The organism is Pseudomonas sp. 5C2 (assembly GCF_034314155.1).
Classification (GTDB): domain Bacteria; phylum Pseudomonadota; class Gammaproteobacteria; order Pseudomonadales; family Pseudomonadaceae; genus Aquipseudomonas.
Window position 1 is genome coordinate 343,856 of record NZ_JAVIWH010000003.1, and the last position, 19,132, is coordinate 362,987.

Here is a 19,132-nt window from a genome sequence, read left to right on the forward strand (position 1 = left end):
CCGATTCAGACCTTTTTCCGATTCAAATAGAGACCCGACCATGTCCCGTTCTGAAATCCTGTTCGCCAACGCCCAAAAACACATCCCTGGCGGTGTCAACTCGCCGGTTCGTGCCTTCAAAAGCGTGGGCGGCACGCCGTTGTTCTTCAAGCACGCTGTCGGCGCCTACGTGACCGACGAAGACGATAAGCGTTATGTTGATTACGTCGGCTCCTGGGGCCCGATGATTCTCGGCCACAGCCACCCGGACGTGCTTGATGCCGTGCGCAAGCAACTGGAACACGGCTTGTCCTACGGTGCCCCAACGGCCATGGAAACCGAGATGGCCGATCTGGTCTGCGCCATCGTGCCGTCGATGGAAATGGTGCGCATGGTCAGCTCCGGCACCGAAGCGACCATGAGCGCGATTCGTCTGGCCCGAGGTTTCACTGGCCGCGACAGCATCATCAAATTTGAAGGCTGTTACCACGGTCACTCCGACAGCCTGCTGGTCAAGGCCGGCTCCGGCGCGCTGACCCAAGGCGTTCCAAGCTCGGCGGGCGTCCCCGCTGCGTTCGCCAAACACACGCTGACCGCCCCCTTCAACGATATCGACGCGGTCGAGCAACTGCTCAACGAAGTCGGCCAGGAAGTGGCGTGCATCATCGTCGAGCCGGTCGCCGGCAACATGAACTGCGTACCGCCAGCGCCGGGTTTCCTCGAAGGCTTGCGCAGGCTCTGCGACAAACATGGCGTGGTCCTGATTTTCGACGAAGTGATGACCGGGTTCCGTGTTGCACTGGGCGGCGCGCAAGCGTTTTACGGCGTGAAGCCGGACCTGAGCACCTTCGGCAAGATCATCGGTGGCGGTATGCCGGTCGGCTGTTTTGGCGGCAAACGCGAAATCATGTCGCACATCGCGCCGCTGGGCCCGGTCTATCAGGCGGGCACTCTGTCAGGCAACCCGCTGGCCATGGCTGCAGGTCTGGCGACTTTGCGCCTGATCAGCCGTCCAGGCTTCCATGACGAACTCAGCAGCTTCACCAGCCGCCTGCTCGATGGCCTGCAACAACGCGCCAACGCTGCAGGCATTCCGTTCGTGACCACTCAGGCGGGCGGCATGTTTGGCCTGTACTTCAGCGGTGCTGACGACATCGTCACCTTCAAGGACGTGATGACCAGCGATGCCGAGCGCTTCAAGCGCTTCTTCCACCTGATGCTCGAAGGCGGTGTATACCTGGCACCGAGCGCATTCGAGGCCGGCTTCACCTCCATCGCCCACGGCGACACTGAACTGCAACTGACCCTCGATGCTGCTGAAAAAGCGTTTGCCGCATTGAAATAATGCCTCAGCCAATCTCCTGTAGGAGCTGCCAAAACGCGGTTTTCTGGAAGAATCTTGATACCGGTTTTCGACCGTTTCACGGTCGATCGGGGGCAAGCGCGCTCCTACAAGGGGATTTATGGGGGCTTGATCGGCCTTTTCCCTCGCAAAATCAGGCACATCAAGCCCGCGCAGCAGAAAAGCTGTAAAGACTTTGTAAGGTTGGCCCTGCTTATTTCATAATGTGCCGCCAGCACGTTCCGCTGGACGGGTACGCCCGCACCTTTTCAGAGGCAAGTCGATTCCCATGAACCGCACCGGCCGGGCCCTTGCTTTGGGCTGCCTGTTGCTTCTTCATCCCCTGCTGGCGAATGCAGGCGGCAACTCGTTGTTAATCCCAGCGGTGGGTCGTTGCACCCTCAATACCCAGCCAGATAATCTGCCTGAGGCGTTGGCGGCATGCCAAAAAGCTGCGCAAGCCGGGGATGCACAAGCACAATTCGAGTTGGGCGAGTTTTACTACGACGGCAAAAACGCACCGCGTGATCTCACCCAGGCACTGAACTACTTTGAGCAGGCCTCGCTGCAAGGCCATGCCCAGGCGCAATACCGGCTGGGTTTGATGTTTTATCGGGGCGAAGGCGTACAAGCCAATAACATTCAGGCTTATATCGTGCTGAAGATGGCGGCGGTCAATGGTGCCGAGGACGCGCTGGATACGGCCGATGAAGTATCTGCACAGATGCAGCGCGATGAGCTGGAAATCGCAACCCAGGTACTGGGACAGATTTTCCGCAATTACCTGCTGGAGTTGCAATCAGCGGAAGGTCGTACGCCGTTCGCGCCATTGCCCTGAGTCACTGATTCAATCCTTGAACCCTGAACCGCCTCTTACTTGTCCGGCATCGGCATCGGGAATGGCATTACATTGCTGGTGCCCCGGGCCTCGCTGATCTTCGCCGTGCCCATGCGCTCGACCTCATCAATGCGCACAATCGAATGCATCGGCACGAAACTGCGCACCACACCTTCGAACTGAGCCTTGAGTTTCTCTTCGCTCGGGTCCACGACCACGGTCGTGCGCTCGCCAAAGACGAACTCTTCCACCTCCAGAAAACCCCACAAATCGCTTTGATAGATTTGCTTGGCGTACATTTCGAACACCTGGCCCTGGTTGAGGAAAATCACCTTGTAAATTGGAGCATCACGTTTGGTCATAACGGCAGGTAACAATCGGGGGATATAAAAGAGGGCGCAAACTATAGCATGTCCACTGGACAGGCAACGCTAGGAACCGAAGGCCGGCGCCACTATAATGTGCGGTTCTTCGAATCACCTGATGATCACGCATGGCCAAGAAGCTTTATATCGAAACCCACGGTTGCCAAATGAACGAGTACGACAGCTCGCGCATGGTCGATCTGCTGGGCGAACATCAAGCCCTGGAAGTCACTGCTCGCGCAGAAGATGCCGACGTCATCCTGCTCAATACCTGCTCGATCCGCGAACGTGCCCAGGACCGGGTTTACTCCCAGCTAGGCCGTTGGCGCGAACTGAAACTGGCCAAACCGGACATGGTGATCGCCGTCGGCGGTTGCGTGGCCAGCCAGGAAGGCGCAGCGATTCGTGATCGCGCGCCCTACGTGGATGTGGTCTTCGGCCCACAGACCCTGCACCGTTTGCCGGAAATGATCGACGCCGCGCGCACCACACGCCTGCCTCAGGTCGATGTGTCGTTCCCGGAAATCGAAAAATTCGACCACCTGCCCGAGCCTCGCGTCGATGGACCGAGTGCCTATGTGTCGGTAATGGAAGGTTGCAGCAAATACTGCACCTTCTGCGTGGTGCCCTACACCCGAGGCGAAGAAGTCAGCCGTCCGTTCGATGGGGTTGTTGCCGAAGTCATGCACCTGGCCGAAAACGGCGTGCGAGAAGTGACGCTTCTGGGGCAGAACGTCAACGGCTATCGTGGCGCGATGCACGACGGGCGCGTGGCCGATCTGGCCGAGTTGATCCGAGTGGTCGCGGCAATCGACGGCATCGACCGTATTCGCTACACCACCTCGCACCCGCTGGAATTTTCCGACAGCCTGATCCTGGCCCACGCTGAAGTGCCCGAGCTGGTCAAACACCTGCACTTGCCGGTGCAATCGGGCTCCGACAGGATTTTGTCGGCGATGAAGCGCAATCACACCACCCTCGAATACAAATCCAAGCTGCGCAAATTGCGGGCCGCGGTACCGGGCATCAGCATCAGTTCGGACTTCATCGTCGGCTTCCCTGGCGAGACCGAAAAAGATTTCGAGCAGACCATGAAGCTGATCGAAGACGTGGGTTTCGACTTTTCGTTTTCCTTCGTCTACAGCCCACGACCGGGTACGCCTGCGGCCGACTTGAAAGATGAAACCCCTGAAACGCTGAAAAAACAGCGCCTGGCAGCCTTGCAGCATCGCCTGAATCAGCAGGGTTTCGAGATCAGCCGACAGATGGTGGGCAGTACTCAGCGAATCCTGGTGACCGATTACTCGAAAAAAGACCCTGGCGAGTTGCAGGGTCGCACCGAGAATAATCGAATCGTCAACTTCCGCTGCGACAATCCCAAGCTGATCGGTCAGTTCGCCGACGTCTATATCGACGACGCACAGCCGCACTCGCTACGGGGGTCATTGTTGCAATAAGCCGACGCACACAACTTTGTAGGCGCTGGCTTGCCTGCGACAAGGTCGGTACGACCTTCCGGCGGTGGTGAGTTCAACGAATCTGCGACTGCTTCGCAGCTGATCGCGGGCAAGCCCGGTCCTATAGTTTTGCGGTGCGCGTTAATCGACCCAACCACCATTAGTAAGTCAGAGCTTTCGTACCTAAGTGAGTGGGGTTATCCTTGATCCCATCTCCATTGCCATAGGGCGGCTAAAAACGACCTTGAACGCACCCATAGCACCTCATCGTTTCATCCTCGAACCTTTTGAGGCCCATCGCTTCGCAAATCTGTGCGGGCAGCTCGACGAGCATTTGCGCTTGATCGAACAACGCCTGGATATCGAAATCCGCAATCGCGGTAATCAATTCGAATTGATTGGCGAACTTAAACACACCACTTCTGCCGAAAACCTGCTGCGCCGTCTGTACCGGGAAACCCAAGGTACGGATCTGTCGCCAGACATGGTTCACCTGTTCCTCCAGGAATCGGGCGTAGACGAACTGGACAACCACCCTGCTGCCGAAGTCGGCGTAGCCTTGCGCACGAAAAAGGGCATGATTCGCCCGCGCGGCTTGAATCAGCAGCGTTACGTCAAAGAGATTCTGAGCAACGACATCAACTTCGGCATCGGCCCTGCAGGTACAGGCAAGACTTATCTTGCGGTTGCCTGCGCGGTGGACGCACTGGAGCGCGAGCAGATTCGACGCATCCTGCTGGTGCGCCCGGCGGTCGAAGCGGGCGAAAAGCTCGGCTTCCTGCCCGGCGATCTGGCACAGAAAATCGACCCGTACCTGCGCCCGTTGTATGACGCGCTGTATGAAATGCTCGGTTTCGAATACGTCGCCAAGCTGATCGAACGTCAGGTGATCGAAGTTGCGCCGCTGGCCTACATGCGCGGTCGCACGCTCAATAACTGCTTCATCATTCTCGACGAAAGCCAGAACACCACCGTCGAACAGATGAAGATGTTCCTGACCCGCATCGGCTTCGGCTCCACGGCCGTCATCACCGGCGACATCACTCAGGTCGACTTGCCCAAGGGCACCAAGTCGGGTCTGAACCATGTCATCGATGTGTTGAAAGACGTGCCGGGCATCAGCTTCACCCACTTCAAGCCCAAGGATGTGGTACGCCACCCGTTGGTGCAGCGCATTGTCGAGGCCTATGAGCGCTTCGAAGATCGCTTCAGCGACGAGCCGCCGGCCAGAGCCTCCTCCAACAGGGGCAATCGCCGCGATGCTTGAGCTGGACCTGCAACTTGCCAGTGAAGCGCCTGCCCCTAACGAAAACCAGTTCCGCCAATGGTGTGAACTGGCATTACGTCAACGCAGCGCTGATTCGGAGCTGACCATTCGCCTGGTCGACGAAGCTGAAGGCCGCGAACTCAATCACACCTGGCGCCACAAGGACTACGCGACCAACGTGTTGTCCTTTCCCGCCGATGTGCCTGACGAGTTCCTGGATATTCCGCTGCTCGGCGATCTGGTGATTTGTGTACCTGTGGTGGTTCGCGAAGCGGCCGAACAGGGCAAGACACTCGACGCCCACTGGGCGCATCTCGTCATTCACGGCTGCCTGCATCTGCTGGGTTACGACCACATAGACGATGCCGAAGCCGAAGAAATGGAAGCACTGGAACGAACGTTGCTTGAGGAACTGGGCTACCCCGATCCTTACGCCGACGACGAAACCACTGACCATCATCATCCAGAGACAACCAGCAAGGACCACGAGTAAGGGCTATGAGCGAAGACCGATCGAGCACCGGGCAAAAGTCATGGCTGGGGAAAATCACCCAAGCTTTTGCCCACGAGCCGAAAAACCGCCAGGAGCTGCTTGAACTCCTGCGCGAAGCCCACCAGAACAAGCTATTGGACAGCGAAGCGCTGGCCATCGTCGAAGGCGCCATTCAAGTGGCTGACCTGCAAGTGCGCGACATCATGGTGCCGCGTTCGCAGATGATCAGCATCAAGGCGACCCAGACCCCTCGTGAGTTTCTCCCAGCCGTCATCGACGCCGCGCACTCGCGCTATCCGGTGATCGGCGAAAGCCACGATGACGTTCTCGGGGTGTTGCTCGCCAAGGACTTGCTGCCGCTGATCCTCAAGGAAAACGGCGAAAACGAAAGCATCACCAACCTGCTGCGCCCGGCGACGTTCGTGCCTGAGTCCAAGCGTCTGAACGTGCTGCTGCGTGAGTTCCGCGCCAACCACAACCACATGGCCATCGTCATCGACGAATACGGCGGCGTGGCCGGTCTGGTGACCATCGAAGACGTGTTGGAACAGATCGTCGGCGATATCGAGGACGAACACGATGTCGAGGAAGACAGCTATATCAAACCGCTGCCCAGCGGCGACTTCCTGGTCAAGGCCCTGACCCCCATCGACAGCTTCAACGAGTTCTTCGACAGCGAGTTCTCCGACGATGAATTCGATACGGTTGGCGGTCTGGTGATGAGTGCGTTCGGTCACTTGCCAAAGCGCAATGAAACCACGGAAATCGGTGCGTATCGCTTCCGTATCCTCAATGCCGACAGCCGTCGCATCCACTTGTTACGCTTGAGTCCCATCTCCCGCTAAGGAATGTAAATGCGCTGGATCACCCGCCCCGGCTGGCCCGGTAACCTGCTGGCCATGGCGGCCGGCGCGATTACCACCCTGGCCCTGGCGCCTTTTGATATCTGGCCATTGGCCCTCGTATCACTGGTCGTTTTTTACCTTGGTTTGCGTGAAGTGAATCCCCGCCAGGCCTTGGGCCGTGGCTGGTGCTATGGCTTCGGCTTGTTCGGCGCAGGCACCAGCTGGATCTACGTCAGCATCCACACCTATGGCGAAGCGTCGGCGCTGCTGGCCGGTTTTCTGATGCTGGCGTTCATCGCAGCCATCGCCCTGTTCTTCGCCCTGCCCGCCTGGATCTGGACGCGCTGGATTCGGCGCAATGAAGCGCCGCTGGCCGATGCCCTGGCCTTCGCCGCGCTGTGGCTGGCCCAGGAAGCCTTTCGCGGCTGGTTCCTGACCGGATTCCCTTGGCTTTACTCCGGCTACAGCCAGCTTGACGGCCCTCTGTCCGGCCTTGCCCCGATGGGCGGTATGTGGCTGGTCTCCTTTACCCTGGCGCTGACCGCCGCCCTGCTGTGCAACCTGCCACGGCTGCGGGCGCGCAAAGCGTTTCTCGGTGCTGGCGTGCTGCTGTTATTGGCACCATGGGCACTGAGCCTTGCCCTGAAAAACCACGAATGGACCTCACCGGCGGGCCCACCATTGAGCGTTGCAGCGATTCAGGGCAACGTTGAACAAAGCATGAAGTGGGACCCGGCGCAGTTAAACGCACAATTGGCCCTCTACCGCGACATGACGTTCCGTTCCAGACGTGCGGACCTGATCATCTGGCCAGAGACTGCGATTCCGGTGCTGAAGGAGTCGGCGGAAGGCTTCCTTACAATGCTGGGCAGATTTGCGGCTGATCGCGACTCTGCACTGATCACCGGCGTGCCGCTTCGCCAGCGAGGCGGACACGGCGAGTACCACTACTACAACGCGATCACCGTGGCCGGCGAGGGTGACGGTACGTACCTGAAGCAGAAGCTGGTGCCGTTTGGTGAATATGTACCCTTGCAGGACCTTCTGCGCGGACTGATCACCTTCTTCAATCTGCCGATGTCGGACTTTGCTCGCGGACCAAGCGATCAGGCGCTGCTGCAAGCCAAGGGCTACCAAATCGCACCGTACATCTGCTACGAAGTGGTCTACCCCGAGTTCGCCGCTGGCCTGGCCGCCCAAAGCGAATTGCTGCTGACCGTCAGTAATGACACGTGGTTCGGCACCTCAATCGGCCCACTGCAGCATTTGCAGATGGCGCAGATGCGAGCACTTGAGGCTGGGCGCTGGATGATCCGCGCCACCAACAACGGCGTGAGTGGACTAATCAACCCGTTCGGCAAGATCACCGCGACCATCCCGCAGTTCCAGCAGGGGATTTTGTATGGCGACGTAGTGCCGATGCACGAACTGACGCCCTACCTGCGCTGGCGTTCGTGGCCGTTGACGATTTTCTGTGTATTCCTGTTTGGCTGGGCCTTGTTGGCCGGTCGGATTGCCAAGACAGTCTAACGCTCTACGGTGCTCCCACAGCCGAACTGCGCTGTGGGAGTAGATTCATCCGCGAAGGCGTCGTCATGGCCAGGCCGGACCAGAAGCACATCCAGCCCTACCGATACACCAACGGATACATCAACAAACCCACCGCCTCATTGAGCAACAACCCACTCTGCCAAACCGCTTTGCTCTCTGGCAGCCAGCCTTTGAACGGCCGGGCATTGTCTACGCCAACAAACCCCACTGGCGCACTGATCACCGTAAAACCAGCCTGTTCGAAACTCCAGCGCGCCCTTGGCATGTGCCAGGCCTGGGTCACCAGCACCACCCGTTTGATCCCCAACGGTTGCAACACCGCAGCGGTCATCGTGGCGTTTTCCCACGTGGTCCGGCTGAGCCCTTCTTGCCAGCGCACCGTAACGCCAAAGTCATTTTGCAACGAGTCCGCCATGATCGCCGCTTCACTTGGCGGTTCGTCGTAGTGCAGGCCGCCGGTGGTCAAAATCGGCAGCCCTGAGTCTTTCGACAAACGTGCAGCAAAGCGCATGCGTTCAAGTGCCAGGCCGGTAGGGATGTCGCTGCCCCACGTAAGGTCTTTGCGCTCACGCCCGGAACCCAACACAACAATGGCATCGGCCTGTTGCCCAAGGGTCGCCCATTGGGCTTGCGCCAACGGTGGCTCTTGCTCAAGCCCGCGCGCCGCCCACTCCACGGCAATCGGCAGGCTCATCACCCACAACCCGACAAAACCCAGAACGAAGAACAGCCCGGCGAGGCGCGGGCGAGAACGACGAAACCACCAGGCAAGCAAAAGCAGGAGCAAAAGAATGCCCGGCGGCAGGAGCAATTGTTTGAGCAAGTATCGAATAGGCATTGAGCATCTCCAGAGATGCTCAAAGCCTAGAAGGAATAACGCTAAGCAACAATGCTTATCAAGCAGGCCCGCAGCCTGCGCAGGCTAACGTGTAACGGTTGCTGACTATCACAATCACCTGAAAGACAACGATTTAACCTTTGTCGAAACCTTGTCGCGCTTTTTATCCTTCAACCAGATGACCTCGGCTGAACGACGCGGCGTCGAAATCGACCCTTCAAGCTCCGGTGCAGGAGAAGAACTCCTCCACACATCATCAGCCTTAAAACCAAAAGCGCCCGAGTCCAGATAGGCTTCGATCAACTCGAATTCAGCAAGACTCAGACCACGTAATTCCAGATCAACAGGTACTTCATCACGAAGCCAAACTGCTGTTTTGGCCACATCCAGAGCGATCCCCAGACGATTAATCAAGCGGTCGTATAGCTCGGGTTTTACTGCTGTTTGCTGCAACTCTGCCATCCGCTCACCTCATTGAAGATAAAACATGCACCCTCATTCAACAGCTTAGCGCTGCTCTCCGATTCAGCCCGGTGCCGCGACCAACGGCCTCGGAGGGCACCGACGAAGCAATCAGGGTTTCCCTCGATAGTCGGCGCTCATGTATGCTACGGCGCTTCCTGTAATTCCACTTCCCGCTCTCTTGAGCCCGAACGCACCGCACAGGCAGTCTCAATCTTCCGGCAAGCGGTGCCGACCGATTCAGAGTTGCAACGAAGAGGTTAAGGTCACCCCTTTTTAGTAAAAAGTAGCCATGCACGAACTCTATCAGCCCCGCGAAATCGAAGCCGCCGCCCAAACCTTTTGGGACGAGCAAAAATCCTTTGAAGTCAGTGAACAGCCAGGCAAAGATACTTTTTATTGCCTGTCGATGTTCCCTTACCCCAGCGGCAAGCTGCACATGGGTCATGTGCGCAACTACACCATCGGTGACGTGATCGCCCGCTACCAGCGCATGCAGGGCAAAAATGTCTTGCAACCCATGGGTTGGGACGCGTTCGGCATGCCGGCGGAAAACGCCGCGATGAAAAACAACGTGGCCCCGGCCAAGTGGACCTACGAAAACATCGCCTACATGAAAACCCAGCTGCGAAGCCTGGGCCTAGGCGTTGACTGGTCGCGTGAAATCACCACCTGCAAACCCGATTACTACCGCTGGGAACAATGGCTGTTCACTCGCCTGTTCGAAAAAGGCGTGATCTACCGCAAGAACGGCACCGTCAACTGGGACCCGGTGGACCAGACCGTACTGGCCAACGAGCAAGTGATCGATGGCCGCGGCTGGCGTTCCGGTGCGCTGATCGAGAAGCGCGAAATCCCGATGTACTACTTCAAAATCACTGCGTACGCGGAAGAGTTGCTGGAAGGACTCGACGAGTTGCCGGGCTGGCCTGAGCAAGTCAAAACCATGCAGCGCAACTGGATTGGCAAATCCCGTGGCATGGAAGTGCAATTCCCGTATCACCAGGCTTCGATTGGTGAAGCAGGCGCACTGAAGGTGTTTACGACCCGTCCGGACACCCTGATGGGCGCGACCTATGTCGCTGTTGCAGCAGAACACCCCTTGGCGACCCTGGCGGCGAAAGGTAATCCTGAGCTGCAAGCGTTCATCCACGAATGCAAAAGTGGCAGTGTCGCGGAAGCGGACATCGCCACCCAGGCGAAAAAAGGTTTGCCGACCTCGCTATTCGTCGAACACCCACTGACTGGCGAAAAATTGCCGGTGTGGGTCGCCAACTACGTATTGATGCATTACGGCGATGGCGCCGTAATGGCCGTCCCGGCTCACGACGCGCGCGATTTCGAGTTCGCCACCCAGTACAACCTGCCGATCAAGGCTGTTGTGCGCACCAGCGCTGGCGATGAAACGCCTGCACCGTGGCAGGACGCGTATGGCGAACACGGCGAACTGATCAACTCCGGCATTTTCGACGGGCTGGATTTCGCAGGCGCCTTCGACGCCATTGAAGTCGCCCTGCAGAAAAAGAACCTCGGTCAATCGCGCACACAGTTCCGCCTGCGCGACTGGGGCATCAGCCGTCAGCGCTACTGGGGCTGCCCGATCCCGATCGTGCATTGCGATACCTGCGGTGACGTACCGGTCCCCGAAGACCAGTTGCCGGTTGTATTGCCAGAAGACGTAGTGCCCGATGGCGCCGGTTCGCCGTTGGCGCGCATGCCTGAGTTCTACGAATGCACCTGCCCTAAATGCGGTGCACCGGCAAAACGCGAAACCGACACCATGGACACCTTCGTCGAGTCCTCGTGGTATTACGCTCGCTATGCCTCGCCACACTATGAAGGTGGCATGGTCGACCTGGAAGCAGCCAACCACTGGTTGCCGGTGGATCAGTACATCGGCGGCATCGAACACGCGATCCTGCACCTGCTGTATGCGCGCTTCTTCCACAAGTTGATGCGCGATGAAGGCCTCGTCAGCTCTAACGAACCGTTCAAAAACCTGCTGACCCAAGGCATGGTCATCGCCGAAACGTACTATCGACTTGAGGCCAACGGCAGCAAGACCTGGTTCAACCCGGCCGATGTCGAGCTCGTGCGTGACAGCAAAGCCAAGATCATCGGCGCCACACTGATCAGCGACGGCCAGCCAGTCGAAATCGGCGGCACCGAGAAGATGGCCAAGTCGAAGAACAATGGCGTCGATCCGCAGTCGATGATCGATCAGTACGGCGCCGATACCTGCCGTCTGTTCATGATGTTTGCCTCGCCACCCGACATGAGCCTGGAATGGTCCGACTCGGGCGTCGAAGGTTCACACCGGTTCTTGCGTCGGGTCTGGCGTCTGGCGCAGGCCCATGTCAGCCTGGGTTCAACGGTCAAACTTGCCATCGCCGCCTTAAGCGACGAGCAGAAAGTCATTCGCCGCGCGATTCACCTGGCCATCAAAAACGCCAGTCAGGACGTCGGCCAGCACCAAAAATTCAACACGGCCATCGCTCAGGTGATGACGTTGATGAACGTGCTGGAAAAAGCCCCGCACACGACCGAACAGGACCGCGCACTGCTCCAAGAAGGTCTGGAAACCGTCGCCCTGCTGCTGGCCCCGATCACCCCGCACATCAGCCATGAACTGTGGGGCCACTTGGGTCACAGCGGCGCAATCATAGACGCTGGCTGGCCGGTACTGGATCAGACTGCGCTGGTGCAGGACAGCCTGCTATTGGTCATACAGGTCAACGGCAAGCTGCGTGGACAGATCGAAATGCCTGCCAGTGCTACTCGAGAAGAAGTCGAAGCAGCGGCGCGCATCAATGAAAACGTGCTGCGTTTCACCGAAGGCCTGACGATCCGCAAAGTGATCGTGGTCCCTGGCAAGCTGGTCAATATCGTCGCAAGCTAATGGCATCAAGCGCCCGGTATCGATCGGGCGCTGAACACAACTTTCAGGGGACGCAACGTCGGCCCCTACGGATTCAAGGGGAGCATCAAATGATCAAACGCAATTTGCTGGTGATGGGTCTCGCCCTGTTACTGGGCGCCTGTGGTTTCCAGCTGCGTGGCACGGGTACTAACCAGCTGACGATCAAAGAGATCGATCTGTCTGCGCGTAACGCTTACGGCGAAATCGTGACTCAGTTGCGTCAGACGCTGGAAGGCAGCGGCGTGAGGATTCATTCGGGTGCCCCGTACAAACTGATTCTGGTTGATGAAAACGAATCGCAGCGCTCCCTCAGCTACACCGGCGCGTCAGGTTCGGCCGAATATGAAATGACCACCCAGCTCAACTATCAGATCCATGGCGCTCACGATCTGTCGCTGCTGGACGGCAAACTGCAAGTGCAGAAAGTCTACGTGCATGACGGCAACAACTTGATGGGCTCTGATCAGGAAATGGCGCAGGTTCGTAAAGAGATGCGCAACCAGCTCGTCCAGAACATGATGGTTCGTCTGCAACTGCTGACGCCTACCCAATTGGAGCAACTGCAGCAGACCGCAGACAACAAAGCAAAAGCAGATGCTGATGCCCTGGAAGCTGCGCAGAGGATCGAAAACGAGACACCTCGACAGTCACCTATTGAAATCCCTTCCCGATAAATGCCGCGGGGCCGGTTCGCTGGCTCCGGCATCTTCTGACCTATGAAGCTCACTCCAGCCCAACTCGGCAAACACCTCCAGGGCAACCTTGCCCCGGTGTATGTCGTCAGCGGCGATGATCCGTTGCTGTGCCAGGACGCGGCAGACGCCATCCGCGCAGCCGTACGCCTGCAAGGCTTTGACGAACGCCAAGTGTTCAGCGCCGATGCCAGTTTTGATTGGGGCACGCTGTTGCAGGCGGGCGCCAGCATGTCATTGTTCGCGCAAAAGCGTCTGCTGGAACTCCGCTTGCCTTCGGGCAAGCCCGGTGACAAAGGCGCGGCGGCGTTGATCGAGTATTGCTCGCGCCCGGCCGAAGATACGATCCTGTTGATCAGCCTGCCAAAACTCGACGGTAGCGCGCAAAAAACCAAGTGGGGCAAGGCACTGGTTGAGGGTCCACACACGCAGTTCGTGCAAATCTGGCCGGTGGATGCCAGCCAGTTGCCGCAGTGGATTCGCCAGCGCCTGTCACAGGCCGGCTTGACGGCCAGCCAGGATGCGATCGAACTGATCGCCGCCAGGGTCGAAGGCAACTTGCTGGCCGCGGCTCAGGAAATCGAAAAGCTCAAACTGATGGCCGACGGTGGTCAGATAACCGTCGAAACCGTGCAAGGGGCTGTGGCCGACAGTGCACGTTTCGATGTTTTCGGTTTGACCGATGCCATTCTCAACGGCGAAGCCGCCCATGCGCTGCGCATGCTTGAAGGCCTGCGTGGCGAAGGGGTGGAAACGCCGGTGATTCTTTGGGCACTGTGTCGCGAACTGCGGGTGCTGGCCAACCTGGCGTTGCAGTTCAGCCAGGGCATCCCACTGGACAAGGCCTTCAGCCAGGCCCGCCCGCCGATCTGGGACAAGCGCAAGCCGCTGATGAGCAAAGCCCTGCAACGCTACTCCGCAGAGCGCTGGGGCCAACTGCTGATGGATGCTCAACGCATCGACGCACAAATCAAGGGCCAGGCCGCCGGTTCTGCCTGGAGCAGCTTGAGCCGACTGGCATTGTTGATGGCCGGACAGCGGCTGAATTTGCCTGCTGAGTAAATCCAGATCCCTGCAGGCGCTGGCTTGCGCGATAGCAGACATCTATTAGACAGATCCCTCCGTCAAGCGGATGATTTGCATCGATTCAACCCCCACTGAGAGAGTATCCGCCATGAGCAAGCCGTCCAGGCCCAACAAGGCCAAGTCCATCATCGCCCAGCCGTTGTTCCGCAGTCGTCAGGAACCCGCCGGCAAGGGCAAAGGCAGCTACCGCCGCGAAGCCTTCCAGTCTAAAAGCTGGGAGGCTTCTTACTTTCTGGCCGCCTGAACCGTAGCCAGCCTTGCCAAGGCCCCTTCGAACGTACAGGCATGATAAGGTCTGCGTTTGTCGGTAATACCCTGGACCCAAGCATGCCCTCTAGTTTTTCCCGTCGTTGGCATTTTCGCCAACTGATCACCGCCTCCAGCTTCATCCTGTTAGTCGCCTGCGCGGAAAAACCGACCGCAGCAGACGCCACGCCTCTTCAAGTCGCTAACACCCCTGCGGCCGCCGCTTTGCCTGCGAGCCCGCCCGCCAATCCGCCTGGCGATAGCGAGTTCGATTTTCAGCCCACCATGAGCTTCAGCGATTGGGAAGCCGGTTTCCGAAGCGAAGCGTTGAAGGCTGGCATCCGGGCCGATATTTTCGACAGAGCCTTTGCCGGCGTCGTGCCGGACATGACCGTGGTCAAATTTGACCGCAGTCAGCCCGAGTTCACTCGCCCTGTCTGGGAATACCTGGACGGCGCCATGTCTGCGGTGCGCGTGCGCAAAGGTCAGGCCTTACTCACGCAATACGCCGATGTGTTGCAAAGCATCGAGCAACGCTATGGCGTAGACCGCCAGGCACTTGTCGCGATCTGGGGCATGGAAAGCAGCTTTGGCCAGTTCCAGGGCACACAATCGGTGATTCGCTCGCTTGCGACGCTGGCCTACGAAGGCCGTCGTCCAGGCTTTGCGCAAAGCCAGTTGCTGGCGGCGCTGGAAATTCTTCAGCACGGCGATATCGCACCCGAAAACATGCTCGGTTCGTGGGCGGGTGCCATGGGCCAGACGCAGTTCATCCCCACCACGTATAACACCTATGCCGTGGACTTCGATGGCGACGGTCGTCGCGATATATGGAATACCCCGGCCGACGCCCTGGCCTCGACAGCTCACTACCTGCAAAGCTCGGGCTGGCAAAAAGGTCAGCCATGGGGGTTTGAAGTCAAACTGACGCAAGGCTTTGACTACGCGCTGGCCGATGCCTCAACACGCAAAACCGTAGCCGAATGGCAGCAGATGGGGCTGAAGCTACCGAGCGGCAGCGCCCTGCCCACCAACGTCGCGCAACTACAGGCCGCCCTGCTATTGCCAGCGGGTTACAGAGGCCCGGCATTTCTGGTGCTGGATAACTTCCGCACGATCCTCAAGTACAACAACTCGTCGTCCTACGCCATGGCCATCGGCCTGCTGTCCGAGCGCTTCAACGGCGGCGGCTATGTACTGGGCGATTGGCCGCGCGGAGACCTTCCTCTGAGCCGCTCTGAGCGCATTGAGCTGCAAACCCTGCTGTCATCACGGCAGTACGACGCCGGCGCGTCTGACGGCATCATCGGTGCCAATACGCGCAAAGCAATCCGTAGCGCGCAACAGTCGTTCGGCTGGCCGGCCGACGGTTACCCGACTCATGAGCTGCTGGACAACCTGCGCAAGCCGTAACGCACGGCGGCAGCGGATGTATTCGCGTAAGTCTCAGCGGTAGCCACATAAAAAAACGGGTCGGACATCACTGTCCGACCCGTTTTGCTTTCAGGCTAACGCATCGAAGGCTATTCGCCTCAGATCATGGCCTTGATAGCGGCACCCGCTTGCTCATCGGCATGGTACGAAGAACGCACCAGAGGGCCTGAGGCGACGTTCTTGAAGCCCATTTTGTAGCCTTCTTCAGCAAACCAGGCGAAGACATCGGGGTGCACGAAGCGCTCCACTGGCAAGTGGCTGCGCGACGGTTGCAGGTACTGGCCTAGAGTCAGCATGTCGATATTGTGTTCACGCATACGCTGCATGACTTCGATGACTTCCTCGTTGGTTTCGCCCAGACCCAGCATCAAGCCGGATTTGGTCGGTACGTGCGGGACCATCTCCTTGAAGCGTTGCAGCAAGGTCAGCGACCACTGGTAATCCGACCCCGGACGCGCAGCCTTGTACAGGCGCGGCACGGTTTCCAGGTTGTGGTTGAACACATCTGGCGGCTCTGCAGCCGTGATTTCCAGCGCGATGTCCATGCGCCCACGGTAGTCCGGGACCAGGGTCTCTAGCTTGACGTTTGGCGACAACAGGCGAATTTCACGAATGCAATCGGCAAAGTGCTGGGCACCGCCGTCACGCAGGTCATCCCGGTCAACCGAGGTGATCACCACGTACTTGAGGCGCAGATCGGCGATGGCAACGGCCAGGTTTTTCGGCTCGTCGACGTCCAGGGCTTTCGGTCGGCCGTGGCCAACGTCACAGAACGGGCAACGACGGGTGCAGATATCACCCATGATCATGAAGGTCGCGGTGCCACCGGAGAAGCATTCGCCCAGGTTCGGGCAGGATGCCTCTTCGCATACGCTGTGCAGCTTGTGCTTACGCAGCAGTTGTTTGACGCGGTCTACTTCGGGAGAAACCGGGATACGTACACGAATCCAGTCGGGCTTTTTCGGCAAGTCGACGGTCGGAATGATCTTCACCGGAATCCGCGCGACTTTTTCCGCGCCGCGCAGCTTCACGCCGGCTTCCACTTTCGGACGGGCCGCATGCTCAGCGATGTCGAGCGTCGGGATCAGGGTTGGCGCAGTGTCAGTCGCAATAGTCATAGTCAGTCGATTCCGCCCGTTAGGGTCGTCTGCTCAGCATAGTCGAGGTGTTTGACGAGCTGCGCACGCAGCCGGGCACTTACCTCGGCAAATTCAATCGGGCCTGCATGATCGCGTAGCTGGGTCATTGCCAGCCCCGCATACCCGCAGGGATTAATCCGTCGAAACGGCTCAAGGTCCATGTCCACATTCAGCGCCAGGCCGTGGAATGAGCAACCGTTGCGAATCCGCAGGCCGAGGGAGGCGATTTTCGCTCCATCGACATAGACACCCGGCGCATCCGCTTTCGCTACCGCTGTTACGCCGTAGCTGGCCAACAGTGCAATCAGGCTGTGCTCGATCCGGGTGACCAGTTCGCGCACCCCGAACCCCAGACGCCGTACATCCAGCATCAGGTAGGCGACCAGTTGGCCGGGCCCATGATAGGTCACTTGACCACCACGATCGACCTGTACCACCGGAATATCACCCGGCAGCAACAAGTGTTCGGCTTTGCCTGACTGACCTTGGGTAAACACAGGAGGGTGCTGCACCAGCCAGACCTCGTCACCCACCTCGCGAGCACGCTCGTCGGTGAAACGTTGCATGGCGTGCCAGGCCGGCTCGTAAGCGACCAGACCCAGGTCACGGAAGCCCAGGCTGCCGGACATCAGAGCACCATGTGCACGAAACCCGTAGCGCGCAATGCACTATTGATATCGCGCAATTGTTCTTCGCCAGTCGCGGTGATGTGCAGCTGTACGGTGGTGTATTTGCCATTGCTGCTTTGACGCTCGGCGAGCGTGGCGATATCGAGCGTGGCGTGCTTGGCCAACGTCTCGATCACAAGGGCAGTGAAACCTACGCCGGTATCGCCGATCACCTTGATCGGGTAGTCGAGGCAGGGAAATTCGATTTTATGCGACTTTACGTCGGTATCAGTCATGGCAGTAACGGCCTCGTAAGCCGTGACGAGCGGCACGCACCGCGCTCTGGGTCAGAGCCGGTGCACGCCGGTCGGCAATATCAGTTGAACAAACCGTAGAAGAACAGGCGGATGCTGTCCCACACGCGACGGAAGATTCCACCCTGGTCGACAGCGTCGAGGGCGATAAGGTCGGAAGTGTGCACGATTTTGTCGTCCATTTTCACTTCAACTTTACCGATCACGTCGCCCTTGGCGATAGGTGCAACCAGCTGTGGATTCATAGTCATGCTTGCGGCCAGCTTTTTCAATTGGCCTTTAGGCAATGTCATGGTCAGGTCATCAGCCAGACCGGCTTTGACTTGATGCTCGACGCCTTTCCAGACAGCTGCCTGAGCCAGCTCGGTGCCCTTCTGATAGAACGTCTGGGTTTCGAAGAAGCGGAAACCGTAAGTCAGCAGCTTTTGAGTCTCGGCAGCACGAGCCTGTTCACTGTTGGTGCCAAACACCACGGCGATCAGACGCATACCATCACGTACTGCCGAAGACACCATGCAGTAACCCGCTTCGTCGGTGTGACCGGTTTTCAGACCATCAACGGTCTTGTCACGCCACAACAGCAGGTTGCGGTTAGGCTGTTTGATGCCGTTCCAGAAGAACTCTTTCTGCGAGTAGATCGCATAGTGAGCAGGGTCTTCATGGATGATCGCGCGTGCCAGCACGGCCATGTCATGAGCCGACGAGTAATGCTCCGGGTTTGGCAGACCGGTCGGGTTCATGAAGTGGCTGTTGGACATGCCGAGGTCGCCGGCGGTTTTGTTCATCATGTCGGCGAAAGCATCTTCGCTGCCGGCAATATGCTCGGAAAGCGCGACGCTGGCGTCGTTGCCCGACTGGATGATGATGCCGTGCAGCAGATCGCTGACGGTCACCTGGGTGCCCACTTTGATGAACATCCGCGAACCGCCGGTGCGCCAGGCGTTCTCGCTGACGGTCACTGGATCGTTTTCGCCGATCTGGCCGCGACGGATTTCCAGGGTCGCAATGTAAGCCGTCATCAGCTTGGTCAGGCTTGCGGGTGCCAAACGCTGGTCGCCGTTATTCTCGACCAGAACGTTACCGCTGGAGGCGTCCATGAGCACGTAGGCTTTGGCGGCCAGTTGCGGCGGCGATGGCATCATCTGTTCAGCCGCCCAAGCGGCAGGGGCGATGATAAGCGGAACTAGCAGGCACAGGCGTTTTGCAAAGGTGGTGATGTTCATCCGTCTCTCGAAATTGCTAATGGGCAAACATGC

General features: G+C 58.5%; 19 protein-coding genes. 12 read left to right on the forward strand and 7 right to left on the reverse strand.

Features of this window, described 5'->3' with window-relative positions; genetic code table 11:
• The first annotated feature begins 40 nt into the window (after positions 1-40).
• The gene (gene hemL / locus RGU44_RS16325; RefSeq protein WP_322182142.1) at positions 41-1,324 is read left to right on the forward strand and encodes a glutamate-1-semialdehyde 2,1-aminomutase; all 1,284 of its coding nucleotides are present in this window, start codon (positions 41-43) and stop codon (positions 1,322-1,324) included.
• A gap of 286 nt (positions 1,325-1,610) precedes the next feature.
• Positions 1,611-2,159, forward strand: a complete 549-nt coding sequence (locus tag RGU44_RS16330) for a tetratricopeptide repeat protein (protein ID WP_322218100.1) — start codon at positions 1,611-1,613, stop codon at positions 2,157-2,159.
• Between the two features lie 35 nt (positions 2,160-2,194).
• On the opposite strand, the gene RGU44_RS16335 is transcribed toward RGU44_RS16330, so the two are convergent.
• The gene (locus RGU44_RS16335) at positions 2,195-2,521 is read right to left on the reverse strand and encodes a DUF1820 family protein (protein WP_322182146.1); all 327 of its coding nucleotides are present in this window, start codon (positions 2,519-2,521) and stop codon (positions 2,195-2,197) included.
• A gap of 131 nt (positions 2,522-2,652) precedes the next feature.
• On the opposite strand from RGU44_RS16335, the gene miaB reads away from it, so the two are divergent.
• The 5 genes from miaB to lnt all read left to right on the forward strand — a co-directional run bounded on the left by miaB (position 2,653) and on the right by lnt (position 8,116).
• Positions 2,653-3,981 (forward strand): tRNA (N6-isopentenyl adenosine(37)-C2)-methylthiotransferase MiaB, encoded by a 1,329-nt coding sequence (gene miaB / locus RGU44_RS16340; RefSeq protein WP_322182148.1) that lies wholly within the window; start codon positions 2,653-2,655, stop codon positions 3,979-3,981.
• A gap of 244 nt (positions 3,982-4,225) precedes the next feature.
• Entirely contained in the window at positions 4,226-5,248 is a 1,023-nt protein-coding gene (locus RGU44_RS16345; protein WP_322218104.1) for a PhoH family protein, read from the forward strand.
• The gene (ybeY, locus tag RGU44_RS16350) at positions 5,241-5,741 is read left to right on the forward strand and encodes an rRNA maturation RNase YbeY (RefSeq protein ID WP_322182152.1); all 501 of its coding nucleotides are present in this window, start codon (positions 5,241-5,243) and stop codon (positions 5,739-5,741) included. Before RGU44_RS16345 ends, ybeY begins: the two co-directional genes overlap by 8 nt.
• Positions 5,742-5,746: 5 nt before the next feature.
• Positions 5,747-6,586, forward strand: a complete 840-nt coding sequence (locus RGU44_RS16355; protein WP_219062670.1) for an HlyC/CorC family transporter — start codon at positions 5,747-5,749, stop codon at positions 6,584-6,586.
• 9 nt (positions 6,587-6,595) lie between these two features.
• Positions 6,596-8,116, forward strand: coding sequence for an apolipoprotein N-acyltransferase (lnt, locus tag RGU44_RS16360; protein WP_322182155.1), 1,521 nt, complete (start codon positions 6,596-6,598; stop codon positions 8,114-8,116).
• 97 nt (positions 8,117-8,213) lie between these two features.
• Here lnt and RGU44_RS16365 read toward each other — a convergent pair whose 3' ends face one another.
• Together RGU44_RS16365 and RGU44_RS16370 are read right to left on the reverse strand one after the other, a co-directional pair.
• Complete coding sequence (locus RGU44_RS16365) at positions 8,214-8,975, reverse strand: YdcF family protein (RefSeq protein WP_322182157.1); 762 nt, start codon at positions 8,973-8,975, stop codon at positions 8,214-8,216.
• A gap of 114 nt (positions 8,976-9,089) precedes the next feature.
• A complete protein-coding gene (locus RGU44_RS16370; protein WP_322182159.1) occupies positions 9,090-9,437 on the reverse strand; it encodes a hypothetical protein in 348 nt (115 codons plus the stop codon).
• Between the two features lie 292 nt (positions 9,438-9,729).
• Here RGU44_RS16370 and leuS point away from each other — a divergent pair, with 292 nt between their 5' ends.
• The 5 genes from leuS to RGU44_RS16395 all read left to right on the forward strand — a co-directional run bounded on the left by leuS (position 9,730) and on the right by RGU44_RS16395 (position 15,794).
• A complete protein-coding gene (leuS, locus tag RGU44_RS16375; RefSeq protein WP_322182161.1) occupies positions 9,730-12,336 on the forward strand; it encodes a leucine--tRNA ligase in 2,607 nt (868 codons plus the stop codon).
• Between the two features lie 89 nt (positions 12,337-12,425).
• Positions 12,426-13,031 (forward strand): LPS assembly lipoprotein LptE, encoded by a 606-nt coding sequence (gene lptE / locus RGU44_RS16380; protein ID WP_322182163.1) that lies wholly within the window; start codon positions 12,426-12,428, stop codon positions 13,029-13,031.
• A 42-nt stretch (positions 13,032-13,073) separates the two neighbouring features.
• A complete protein-coding gene (holA, locus tag RGU44_RS16385) occupies positions 13,074-14,111 on the forward strand; it encodes a DNA polymerase III subunit delta (RefSeq protein WP_322182165.1) in 1,038 nt (345 codons plus the stop codon).
• A 112-nt stretch (positions 14,112-14,223) separates the two neighbouring features.
• The gene (gene arfA / locus RGU44_RS16390) at positions 14,224-14,379 is read left to right on the forward strand and encodes an alternative ribosome rescue factor ArfA (protein WP_219062677.1); all 156 of its coding nucleotides are present in this window, start codon (positions 14,224-14,226) and stop codon (positions 14,377-14,379) included.
• An 83-nt stretch (positions 14,380-14,462) separates the two neighbouring features.
• Positions 14,463-15,794: a lytic murein transglycosylase gene (locus RGU44_RS16395; protein ID WP_322218110.1), complete on the forward strand. Its 1,332-nt coding sequence runs from the start codon at positions 14,463-14,465 to the stop codon at positions 15,792-15,794.
• Positions 15,795-15,913: 119 nt separating this feature from the next.
• On the opposite strand, the gene lipA is transcribed toward RGU44_RS16395, so the two are convergent.
• The 4 genes from lipA to RGU44_RS16415 form a co-directional block, all read right to left on the reverse strand.
• Positions 15,914-16,933, reverse strand: a complete 1,020-nt coding sequence (lipA, locus tag RGU44_RS16400; RefSeq protein ID WP_322182170.1) for a lipoyl synthase — start codon at positions 16,931-16,933, stop codon at positions 15,914-15,916.
• A gap of 2 nt (positions 16,934-16,935) precedes the next feature.
• Positions 16,936-17,583, reverse strand: a complete 648-nt coding sequence (gene lipB, locus RGU44_RS16405) for a lipoyl(octanoyl) transferase LipB (protein ID WP_322182172.1) — start codon at positions 17,581-17,583, stop codon at positions 16,936-16,938.
• Positions 17,583-17,858 (reverse strand): DUF493 domain-containing protein, encoded by a 276-nt coding sequence (locus RGU44_RS16410; RefSeq protein ID WP_219062680.1) that lies wholly within the window; start codon positions 17,856-17,858, stop codon positions 17,583-17,585. Before RGU44_RS16410 ends, lipB begins: the two co-directional genes overlap by 1 nt.
• An 80-nt stretch (positions 17,859-17,938) precedes the next feature.
• Positions 17,939-19,099 carry a D-alanyl-D-alanine carboxypeptidase family protein gene (locus RGU44_RS16415; protein ID WP_322182175.1) on the reverse strand — a complete coding sequence of 387 codons (1,161 nt, stop codon included), beginning with the start codon at positions 19,097-19,099 and terminating at the stop codon, positions 17,939-17,941.
• Positions 19,100-19,132: the final 33 nt, after the last annotated feature.